The 12,468-nt window shown below is 40.7% G+C and carries 2 protein-coding genes; one reads left to right on the top strand and one right to left on the bottom strand.

Annotated features, from left to right (window positions below; genetic code table 11):
- Positions 1-92: 92 nt before the first annotated feature.
- A complete protein-coding gene (locus ACMFKV_RS02195; RefSeq protein WP_413154403.1) occupies positions 93-1,028 on the bottom strand; it encodes a siderophore ABC transporter substrate-binding protein in 936 nt (311 codons plus the stop codon).
- Between the two features lie 222 nt (positions 1,029-1,250).
- On the opposite strand from ACMFKV_RS02195, the gene ACMFKV_RS02190 reads away from it, so the two are divergent.
- Positions 1,251-11,972 (top strand): autotransporter outer membrane beta-barrel domain-containing protein, encoded by a 10,722-nt coding sequence (locus ACMFKV_RS02190; RefSeq protein WP_413154402.1) that lies wholly within the window; start codon positions 1,251-1,253, stop codon positions 11,970-11,972.
- Positions 11,973-12,468: the final 496 nt, after the last annotated feature.

Below are 12,468 nucleotides of genomic sequence, written 5' to 3'. Positions count from 1 at the left end.
AATCATTTCTTAAACAAAAAAGAGTAGAGATCATTTATGAAAAAACTCCACTCTTAAATTTGACTGTATGACAAATAAGTTAATTTGTGCGCTTATTTGCTTTTTGTAAAGGCTTCATTGATTTGCTGAGTTGCTTCGTTAAGCCCAGTAAGACCGCCACCTGCTCGATACCAGCTCCAAGAATCCAAATAAATGATTTGGCTTTTTTTCCCAGCTGTTGTACGCTGAACAAGTTCATTGTTGAGCAGTTGTGCTGCAGATTGTCCTTCTCGTCCAATTGCTGCATCTCGGTCAATAACCAATAACCAATCAGGATTGGTTTCGAGAATAAATTCAGGGGAAATGAGTTGTCCATGTTTTTGCACAGTGAGTTTATCAGTTGCAGGGGCAATTCCAAATTGAGAGTGCAAGATATCAAAACGTGATTTAGAACCCAAAGCACTTATTTTTCCACCAGAGGTCATCAATATGAGTCCCGTACCTTTTCCTTGGGTATTTTGACGAACGGTCGCTAAATTTTCCTTGAGTTTCGCAATCTCTTCTTCTGCTTCCTTTTCTTTGCCAAAAATTTTTCCAAGAAGAATCATATTGCGTTCAATATCTTCAAGAGAATTTTGGTTTTTAACGGTTAAATCAATAGTTGGAGCAATTTTAGATAAATCTTTATATTTGGTTTGAGTCCGCGAAGAAATGATAATCAAATCGGGTTGAAGTGCGGCAATTTTCTCATAATCTGGTTCAAAAATAGTACCAATTTTTTCATATTGTGCATTATCAAATTGTTGTAAGTACACAGGCTTTTTCCCTTCAGGGACACCAGCAACTGTTTTGATACCAAGACGATTCATATTATCAAGTGATGCAAGGTCAAACACAACAACCTTTTGAGGCGAAGTGGGAACAGTGGCAATGCCTGAGACATGTTCTACTGTTATAGTTGAATTAGCACTCACACTTGCCCATGAAAATGTTGCAAAGCTCATTGCAACAATTAAGACGGAAACTATCCGTTTCAGATATTTGACCATGATTACTACATCCTTTTATCTTGGAAATATTACAGGGAGTTTCTCTGTTTAAATAATTTAATTTAGGCATTTTTATGCACAATACGATAAATTAATAAAAAACATTATGTTGTAATATTGTTTATCTTATGTTACGAATTCGTATTATGTCTCGTTTTGTACTTAAATTTATGTTTTTGCAAACCATTGTTTTTGCAATTTTTTATTGGGAAAGTTAGATCTATGATTAATGTGTTGAAGAATCATACGCGTTTGTGCGCTATCACAACAAGTGTTTTCTTTTTCTTACAAGGGGTGAATGCTGGTATAGGGAAACCTTCAGGTGGAGAAGGGTATCCGCAGGTCTGTTATCCTTTTTCGGCAAATATCAAGCCTCGCTCTTGTCAGCAACATGTTGTGCGAGATGGTAAAAACGGTGTAGAATATACGTTAGAGGAATCTCAGTTTCAGATAGATGGGAGCAATGCGGCTACTAACGCGGGTACTAGTGCTGCTATAAGTGTGGGGGTCAGTTTTTCGGATCAACCATCGACGACGCGCCTTAATCTTCAATCGCAGACTCAAAAATATTCTCACATGTATTATGTTCGGCCTGTAAAGGATTCAGATGAGGCATATTTTATAGCAAAAGGCGTGTCTATTACTGGTGAAAATTTCACTGTGAATGCGGAAGATGTTAAGCAAGGTAATCTATCTTCTTTTAAGGGTGTTGCTGTGCAAGCGGGTGCAAGATCATATATTACTTTAGAGAAAAGTGGTGAGACTCCGTCAAAGATTGATGGTTTCCTAGTTGGGCTTAAAGCTATAGAAGGTGGGAAAATCACGATAAAAGATGGAGCGATTGGTGCTCTTGCTGTGGGTGCGAGTACTACGGGTGCGTCATCATCTATTGAGTTGCAAGATACAGTGATTAATATGAAGAATACAGACGCTGTAATCGGTCTTTTGGGAGAGAGCGGTGCAATAACAATGAGCGGTGGGTCGATTTCTGCGGGCGCGGCAACGGGAGTAGGAGCACAATCAAATGCAGGAGCGACCATTACTTTAACTGGCACAGAGATTCAAATGAGGGGCAAGACATCTGATGTTGCTCTTATGAGTGCGGGTGGTGCAATAAACATGACAAATGGGTCAATTGCTGCAAAGAACAGGGCGGTTTTAGCGTCGAATGCAGGATCAATCATTACTTTAAGTGGCACAAAGGTTCAAGAAGGGGGTGATGCGGGTGATGTTGGTCTTGAGAGTAAGGCGGCCGGTCAAATAAGCATGACAAATGGGTCAATTGCTGCAAAGGAAAAAGGGGCTAAAGTGTCGGGTGCAGGAGCGACCATTACTTTAACTGGCACGCAGATTCAAATGGGGGGCAATACGAGCAGTGCAGATGCCATTGGTTTAGAGGGTGAACAGGGTAACATAACAATGACAAATGGGTCGATTGTTGCAAAGAAGGTGGGGGCTAAAACGTTGACAGGTGCAACCATTACTTTAACTGGCACAAAGGTTCAAGAAGGGACAGATGCGGGTGATGTTGGTCTTGAGAGTGCGGGCGGCACAATAACAATGACAAATGGGTCAATTGCTGCAAAGAAGGTAGGGGTTAAAACGTCGGATGATGCAAATGTTACGTTAAACAATGTACAGATTCAGATGGGGGGCAGTACAAGCGATTCAGGTGCTATTGGTCTTGAAAATGAGAGCGGCAGAATAACAGTGACAGATGGGTCGGTTGTTGCAAAGGGAGTAGGGGCTAAAACATCCAGTGGAAACGCAACCATTATTTTAACTGGCACAAAGGTTCAAGAAGGGGACGATGCGGGTAATGTTGGTCTTGAGAGCGCGGGCGGTCAAATAAATATGACCAATGGGTCAATTGCTGCAAAGGAGGTAGGGGCTAAAACGTCAGTTGCAGAAGCGACCATTACTTTAACGGGCACGCAGATTCAAATGGGGGGCAATACGAGCAGTGCAGATGCCATTGGTCTTGAGAGTGCGCGCGGTAAAATAAATATGACAAATGGGTCAATTGCTGCGAAGAAGGTAGGGGTTAAAACGTCAGTTGTAGGGGCAACTATTTCTTTAACTGGTACAAAGGTTCAAGAAGGGGCAAATGCGGGTGATGTTGGTCTTGAGAGTGTGGGCGGTCAAATAGCCATGACCAATGGGTCAATTACTGCAAAGAAGACGGGAGCTAAAGTATCAGGTGAAGACGCGGTTATTACTTTAACCGGTACACAGATTGAAATGAGCAAACACGCAGGTTCCGTTGGTCTTTTAGGTGAGGAAGGGGGTGTAATAAATGTGCAAGGTGGAACGATTTCTGCAGATAATATAGGAGTTAACACATCGGACGATGGTACAAAAATTATTTTAAATAACGTACGGATTCAAAAAGGGGATGGTGCAGGTAAGTATGGTCTTATGAATGCGGGCGGCCAAATAAATATGATCAATGGGTCAATTGCTGTAAAGAATGTAGGGGTTTTCTCGTCGGGGGTATCGGACAAAAATGCGGAAATTACTTTAAATGGCACACAGATTGAAATGGGGCAATACGCAAATTCCGTTGCTCTTGCCAGTGCAAATCGCGGTAACATAAGCGTAACAGGTGGGAAGATTTCTGCAGGTAAGGTAGGAGCTAAAACGTCAGCTGCAGGAGCAATTATTACGTTAAGTGATACACAGATTGAAATGGATCAACAGCACGCAAATTCCATTGGTCTAGAGAGTGTGGGTGGTACAATAACAGTAACAGGTGGAGGGGTTTCTGCAGGTAAGATAGGCGCTAAGACGTCAGCTGCAGAAGCAACTATTACGTTAAGTGATACACAGATTCAAATGGTTGAACATGCAGATTCCATTGGTCTTAAGAGTGATGGCGGTCAAATAAACATGACAAAAGGGGCAATTACTGCAAAGAAAGTAGGGGCTCAATCGTCGGCTGCAGGAGCAACTATTACGTTAAGTGGTACACAGATTCAAATGGGTCAATATGAAGATTCTACTGGTCTTATCAGTGAGGGTGGTGGTGCAATAACGATGACAGGTGGGGAGATTTCTGCGAAGAAGATAGGAGCTCAATCATCAGGTCAGGGATCAGAAGTTACTTTAAGTGATATGCAGATTGCGATGGGGGATAGTGCAGATGCTATTGGTCTTATCAGTGAGAGCGGTGGTAAAATAGAGATAACAGGTGGATCAATTTCTGCAGGTAAGATAGGTGTTAAGGCGAAGGATCAGGGGTCAACTGTTATTTTAAAAGCTACGACGCCTGCTGTGCAGGTAAATGTGAGTGCTGTTGGTCTTGAGAGTGAGGGCGGTGGTGCAATAACAATGACAAATGGGGTAGTTTCTGCAGTTGAAGTAGGAGCTCAATCATTGGGTCAAGGATCAGAAGTTACTTTAAGTAGTACACAGATTCAAATGGGGCAACATAAAGATTCTATTGGTCTTAAGAGTAAGGGCGGTAAAATAATAATGGCAGATGGGGAAGTTTCTGCAGGTAAGGTCGGAGCTCAATCATCAGGTCAAGAATCAACAATTACTTTAAGTGGTGCACAAATTACGATGGGGGATAGTGCAGATGCTATTGGTCTTATCAGTGATGGTGGTGGTGCAATAACAATGACAGGTGGGGAGGTTTCTGCGAAGAAGATAGGCGCTCAATCATCAGGTCAAGAATCAAAAATTATTTTAAGTGGTGCACAGATTACGATGGGGGGTAGTGCAAATGCTATTGGTCTTAGCAGTGATAGTGGTGGTGCAATAGATGCTGAATATGGGTCGATTTCTGCAAATAAGGTAGGCGCTCAATCGTCAGGTCAGGGATCGAGAATCTCTTTGCGCGGTATCACGGTTGGTGAGAGGGCTAATGCGGTTGCCATTGGTCTTAAGAGTAGTGATGGCGGTGCAATAGAGATGACAAATGGGTCATCAATTTCTGCAAGTGAAGTAGGCGCTCAATCATCGGGTGCAGATGCATTTATTACTTTAAGTGGCACACAGATTCAAATGGATCAACATGCAGATTCCATTGGTCTTAAGAGCAGTGATGGCGGTGCAATAACAATGACAGGTGGAACAATTTCTGCGCAGAAATTGGGAGCTCAATTGTCGGGTCAGGGATCAGAGATTACTTTAAATGGTACACAGATTCAAATGGAGCGACATGAAAATTCCATTGGTCTTAAGAGTGAGGGCGGAAAACTAACAATGACAAATGGGTCAGTTTCTGCAGGTAAAGTAGGAGCTGAATCGTCAAATGCGGCAGAGATTATTTTGACAGGCACAACGGTTAGTGCAGGGAAAGTTGGAGAAACGACCGGTCTTAAGAGCGCGGGTGGTAAAATAACAATGACAGGTGGGTCGATTTCTGCAACTGATAGGGGAGTTGACGCGCAGGGTAGTGGGTCAGAAGTCACTTTAACAAAGACGAAGATTGGTACTTTAGCAAAGACGGAGATTGATGCTTTAAAGAAGACTGTAAAAAAGGCTGTAGAAAGGACGGAGCTTGTTACTGTAACAAAGATAACAATTGCTGATGAGCCGACGAAGAAGATTGATGTGGAGAAAAATTTCCCTTTAATTGGTATTTATTCTACTTCTGGTACAATCACAGTGACAGATGGGTGGATTTTTGCGAAAGGGACAGGAGTTCAATCAACTCTGCAGTCAAATGTTACTTTAAGCAATACAGTGGTTGATATGGGGGATAATGTAGGCGCAACTGGTATTATAAGTGATAGCTCTACTTTAGCAATGACAGGTGGATTGATTGTCGCAAATGATACAGGAATTAGCGCTGATGATTCAATTGTTACTTTAAATGGTACAATGATTGAGATGGGAGATAATGCAGCTGCGATTGGTATTGTTGGTACAAATTCTACCATAACAATAAAAGATGGGCTGGTTTTGGCAAATAATCTGGGGGTTGCAGCAAAACAAGGGTCAAAGGTTACTTTAATAAGAACAGATGTTGATATGGGTGATGGTGTAGACGGAATTGGTATTCTTGTTGAAACCTCTAAGGTCGAGGAAGTGTATGGCAAGCCGTCAGCTTTAACAATGGAAGGGGGATCAGTTTTTGCAAATAAAGTAGGAATTAAAGCGCTGAATAAGGACGCAACTGTTACTTTAAAAGGCACAGTGATTGAGGGAGGGAACAGTGCAGACACAGTTGGTCTTATTGGTGAAGAGGGCAGTATAATAAAAGTAGATAGGGGAGAGATCTCTGCAAATGGTGTAGGAATTAAAACTCAAGATTCAACTGTTACTTTAAGTGGCACACGAATTAAGATGAAGGACAATGTAAGCGCAAAGGGTCTTGTTAGTGAGAATTCTACCATAACAATGGAAGATGGAGCAATTTTGGCGAAGGGGGTAGGCATTGAGTCGAGTAAAAAATCAACTGTTACTTTAAATGGTACAGAGATTATAATGGAAAGCAATAAAGACTCAATTGGTCTTATCAGTGACGACTCTACTATAGACATGGATCGTGCGTCTATTTTTGCAGATAAGGTAGGAATTGAGTCGCGTCAGAAATCAATAGTTTCTTTAAACGATGTAAAAATTGATATGAGGAAAAATGGGGACTCAATAGGTCTTGTCGGTGACAACTCTACTATAAAAATGGATGATGGGTCGGTTTCTGCTGGTAAGGTAGGGATTCAGTTAAGTAAGATATCAACTCTTACTTTGAGCGGAACAGAGATCCAGATGGGGAAAGATAAAGACTCAACTGGTATTGAGAGTGACAACTCTGTCGTAACAATGGATGGTGGATTCATTTCTGCAAGGGGAGTAGGAATTAAAGCGGATCAGGTGTCGACTGTTACTTTAAATAACGCAGATATCAGGATGATTGATAATGAAGATGCAATCGGTCTTGTTAGTGAAGGCCGCAGTACAGTAACAATGACAAAAGGGAAAATTTCTACTCAAGGGGTAGGAGTTCAATCAGGTCAGGATTCAACTGTTACTTTAAATGGCACAGATATCAGGATGGGCAAAAATAATAAAGGCGCAATTGCTCTTTTGAGTAAGAGTGGCACAATACAAATGACAGGTGGGTCAGTTACTGTGGATGGGGTAGGGGTTCAGTCTGAAGGATCTGAAGGACGTGTTACATTAGACAGAGTTAAAATCGCTAATGCGAGTTACTTTAGTTATGAGCAAAACGATACGCGTTCAGCTTTCCTATTAAAGGATGGTGGTTCTGTTACATTTATTAATGGGAACGTTAATGTTACAGATTTCACTGGGTTGCGTGTAACTGGCGGTAACGGTGATGTTTATAACAGTCTTGATCCGATTGATGCAGAAGGTCCAAAACAGGCTAATATTGAAAAATCAGATATTACAGTGAATGGCCAAGGTTCTTATGGTATGTATTTTGGTGAATTCCAAGCAGATCATTTGAGAGTGCGCAGAGCTGCGCAAGTGCAGGCTCCTGCAAAAAATCTAGGATCCGTTTTGTTAAAAAATGCTACATTTAGGGTTCCAAATGGTACAGCTGTTTATGCTGATAATTTTGCGGGACATGTCTTTTTAAAAGAAGGTGCAATGCTTTCTGGTGAGTTCTTGTTAAAATCTAAAAACGGGTCTGATGTCTTCATTTTGTCTAATGGTTCTTCGATTTTGGGTGGTGCTGATACGGATAGCACTTCTCTAGCCAGAATTCATTTATCTAATTATTCATCATGGTTGTTAACACAAACTGGACAAAACGTTTCATGTTTGAATAATATGAGTGCATGTGTTTCGTCTGTGGATATTGAGAATAGTAATATTCAGTTTTCTGGTGAAACAGGTCAGGGATACAAGTATCAAACACTTTATATTGGAAATGGAACAGGTGGTGTAGTTTATAATGCGCGTGATCGTGCTGTGCTTTATTTAAAAGCGCAACAGGATCTTAGCGGTGTGGGTGACGAACAAGTCATTGATCGACTTTTCATTGATGGTGATGTTTCTGGAACAACTACAGTAAATGTGCAAGGCGTTAAGGGAAGTAAAAGAAGCGGTGCTCAAAATATCCGAAGCGCTTCCAGTGTTTCCGTTATTCAGGTTTCTGGAGCAGCACAGCAAAATTCCTTTAAACTGGGTAGTGAGTATATTACGCTAGGAGATGCTCCTTATTTATATGTTCTTCGTGCTTATGCTCCAACCGATGAAATCGTGCCAGTCGATGCGGGTTTTGTAAAGGTGCGTTTCGATGGTGAAACTGACACAAATAGAAAAATTTGGGATTTCCGCTTAGAGAAGGAAGTGATAAATAATGAAATTGTAATTGCTTCTAGTACTAAGCCTGTGATTCCTAATCCTGCAGACGTACTTTCAACTCCTTCTGCAGATGCACCTGTAGCTTCTGAAACTGCAGCTGCTGGGGGTATTTTGCCTACAGATCCTTATATAATTCCATCTAGCTCTTCTAGCATTATTTCGTTTGATCCAGTTACTGGAGAGAGTATAACTATTGTAAAATTACTTGACTCTGATTCTACGATTTCAGGTTCTGAAGTTGAATATAGCATTGTACCTTCTGTAGATGACGTCGCATATGGTTTAGATACTGGAGAGAGTATAACTATTACAAAATTGCCTGACTCTACGTCTTCAGGTTCTGAAATCGCATATGACATTGCGCCTTCTGTAGATGGAAGTGAAGCAGCTCCTGCTCTGAGCGATAAGGTTACTGAAGATGTTACTCGTAGTGATACAACTGATGCAGCTGCTAAAAAACCTGTTCAAGAAGATGCAACAGCTTCTTCTGTAGAAACTGCTTCTGGTGATCCTACAGTTATTAAGCTTGTTTCTGAGCCTAAGTATCTTCAAAATGGAGATGTATTTAGATATAGTGACGGTTCTAAATTTATTATGAATCTTATTTCTGATGACGTAATTATTAATAATCCGCCTCCTGCTCCTTCTAAAACTGTTACGCATCCCGTTTATTTTGTAAGCGTTCTATCTGATGCGTCTGCGCGTACTGGTGATGCTGATGAAAAACCTAGTAATTCTGCATGCGGTACTGATGCGAATGAAACAATTTCGAAGGGAAATTCTGTTTGGTGTCAAGATGGTAAATCATACACAATAACGGATAAAGTTATTCAAATGAGTGATCATAATCAGCATGTTGTGCGTGTAAAAAGGGCGCAGACAAGTGCTGATGCAGGCAATGGGGAGGAAGTGGATAATAATAAGACAACTGTTACCATGGAAAAAGTGAATATCATTGGTGCAGGTCTTGTATCTGAGAGGCGCGACAGGATTATATTGAAAAAGCTTGTGAGTGCTGTTCTTGCAGAACAAGATGGAGAAGCTATTATAAAGGAATCAAAAATTATGTCTGTTCCAATTGGCGTGGAAGCTCAGTCAGGTGGATCGGTCAAAATGACTGGTGGGATGATTGACGCCCTTTATGTAGGTGCTCTGGCTGATTCTGCATCGTCTATTCGCTTAGAAGATGGTATAGAAATTAATGTAAGAGGACCTTTGGCTGTTGCTGGTCTGAGTAGTAGTAACGGTAGTACCGTGTCAATGAATGAAGGGTTTATTGACTTTACAAATGGGGTAGCGGTAAGGTCAGCATCGGGAGGGCATGCTACATTAAAAGGTGTGAGCATCACTGGAAAGAGAGAAGGTGTAGATCCGAACTCTTCGTCACTTGCTGATGGAGCAGCCATTTTATTAAGTAATGGTGGTTCTATTGATTTTGATCACGGGACTGTCGATACCGATAGCCATGGTTTATGGGTTGTGAATAGTGGTACTGATAGAGCTCAGAATATAGCTACTATTGAAGGTTCAGTTATTGAAGTGAGTGGTGACAAATCTTACGGTATGTATTTAGATGGGGCGTTACAGGAAAACGTCGAGCAGTCAGGTTTAAACAAGATACCAGAAGGAAAAGAGAAAGAAACGCTGGTATTAAATGTTGAAAATGATAGTGTACAAAAAGACGTTAGTGAGCCAAGTACGACGCCAGAAAAAGCAAACCAAGTAGTGTTAGTATCAGAGGCTCAAGGTGATAGTGCTACTAAATCAGTACGGGCGAAGCGAGGTTTGGTATTGCCACAGGAAAATCTTGCAGGTGAAGTAACGACGATTTCATTGAAGGGAACGCGTTTTGAAGCTCAAGATAGTACTGCTGTTTATGGTGATAATTTCAAAGGTCGTATCTCTTTAGAGGAGAAAACAACACTCTCTGGTGATTTACTGTTGAGATCTGAGAATAACTCTGACCTATCGATTTCAGCTAATAACTCTATACTGATAGGGGGAGCTCGTGTTGACAGCAATTCTCATGCTAAGATAGATTTATCTAATGGATCGGAATGGCATTTAACAAAGAGTAAGAAAGCTAGTGACACTGTTTCAAGTATTTCATCTATCAGTCTTAAAGACAGTGCTATTAAGTTTATATCTTCAGCGTCTGAAGGAGGATCACCATATCAAACACTCCGCATTGGCAATGGAAGTGGTACTGTCTATAGTGCGCACGAGAATGCTTCAATTCACTTAAATGCGCGTTTGAACCCTGAAGATTTGAGTAGTGATCAAGTAACAGATCGTCTCTTAATTCATGGTGGTGTTTCTGGACAAACTATAGTGCATGTACACGCTGTTTCAGACAGTGTAGAGCAAAACAAAGAAAGCGCTAAAACTGCTCATGGTGTTTCAATTATTCAGGTTTATGGAACAGCAGAGGCAGATTCTTTCAAATTGAATGGTGATTATGTTGCGTTAGGAAATTCACCTTACCAATATGCTCTTCGTTCTTATGGTCCGACGGCACGCTCACAGACGGTGTACTTTGATGAGAAGTTGGTTGAAGGTGGTAAAGATTTTTGGGATTTCCGTCTAGAAAATCAATTTGTTGATGTGACTGATTCTGCACATGCTTTACCTACACCTTCTGTAGATAATACGTTCGAATCTACACTTCATCCTGAACGTGATGTAAGGTTTAAGGTTGTTCCACAAGTTCCAACTTATCTGCTTACTCCAAATAGCTTATTCCATGTTGGCTTAATGGATATTAGCAATCAAAATAAGCAATTAGAAGCTATGCGGACTGCTTCTAGTGGAATATCGGAAGCTCACGAAAATCCTGCTTTGTTCTTGCGTGGCTATAGTGGTAGTTACCGTTATGCTTCAGATCTATCTAAACTTGAGTATGGTTATGGAGGAGATTTGAGTTATAACGCTGTAGAAGCAGGCATTTTGCTCCAAGAAATCGAGAATGTATATAGCACTGTATCCTTTGGTGTTATGGGAACTTATGGAAAACTTTCTCTGCAACCTTTGGAAGTTGAAAGAAGTCAAGAAAGCGCATTGGATAAATGGTCCGTTACAGCATATGGTAGCATGCAGCATGACGCAGGTTTCTACGTAGATGGTCTTTTATCCTATGGTCTGTTTAAAGGTGATGTTCTCACCCTTGCACGAGGCAAAACTGCAACGTTGAAAGGAAATCCTTTAAGTGTTTCATTGACTGGAGGTCAAGCATTTGTGACAGGATATGAAGGTTTTGTTCTTGATCCACAAGTTCAGGTTGTTTATCAAAATCTTCAGTTTAATGAAGCACGTGATGTTGACAATTTTGACATTAATATGGGCAAGCTTGATCAATGGGTAGTGCGTGTTGGTGGGCGTTTGACTAAAAATCCTACTGGCTTTGAAATTGGAGATGCAAGTGCTGTCTTCTTCTATGGTAAGCTTCATCTTGCTCATAGTTTCGAGAAAAAGCAGTCTGTTCACTTTAAAGATGCTTTCCAGTTGGGTGCCTTTGGTTCTTCTGTAGAAGCTGGATTAGGTATTAATGCTCGATTGTCTCCAAATCTTGCGCTTCATGGAGACTTGATGTATCAGCACAAGCTTACAAAAGCTGGTTTTTCTGGAACTACTTTTTCTGGCGGAATGCGTTATCAGTTCTAATAAGATACAAAATATGCACTTTGAAAAAAGGCAGCACGCTGTGCTGCCTTTTTTGTTCATAACAGTCTGTGCTCTCTTATAAAAAATTCTCACCTTATTTGATACTAACGAAAAAGATTCTCAAAGTTAGCTTTCTTTGGAATTTGTGAGAAAAAGTACTTGGTTGTCGTATCATTTTTTTTGCAATACAGCGCATTTTTTGAAATTTTTTTTTGATATATGACACATTAGCCAGTTTTCTTTTAAAGGGATCTTGAATGGCGGGGGAAGTTTGGTGTTAGTGCTGCCATGTCTTAAAATATTTCGCTTTATGGTAACTTATTTCATCAGTCATTTTCATGAGCCATATGTTTGCTAAAATTTAGTTTTTTAGCATCAGTTTTTCTATTGGTTGAGGCTATCTTTTCTTATTCAGATCTTTGAGTAATTTTGGAAAATTACTAAGGTAAACTACAACTTTAAATTGTACTATTCGTTCCTATTTTCACTTTACACG

The sequence above is a fragment of the Bartonella propinqua genome, from assembly GCF_047263965.1.
In the GTDB taxonomy this organism is placed as follows: Bacteria; Pseudomonadota; Alphaproteobacteria; order Rhizobiales; family Rhizobiaceae; genus Bartonella.
Note: the sequence above shows the minus strand (reverse complement) of the source record. Positions and strands in the feature narration are given on the sequence as shown.

Excerpts from the sequence above, each read along its gene's own strand:
- ACMFKV_RS02195 (WP_413154403.1), bottom strand. The coding sequence starts at position 1,028 with ATGGTCAAATATCTGAAACGGATAGTTTCCGTCTTAATTGTTGCAATG.
- ACMFKV_RS02190 (WP_413154402.1), top strand. The coding sequence starts at position 1,251 with ATGATTAATGTGTTGAAGAATCATACGCGTTTGTGCGCTATCACAACA.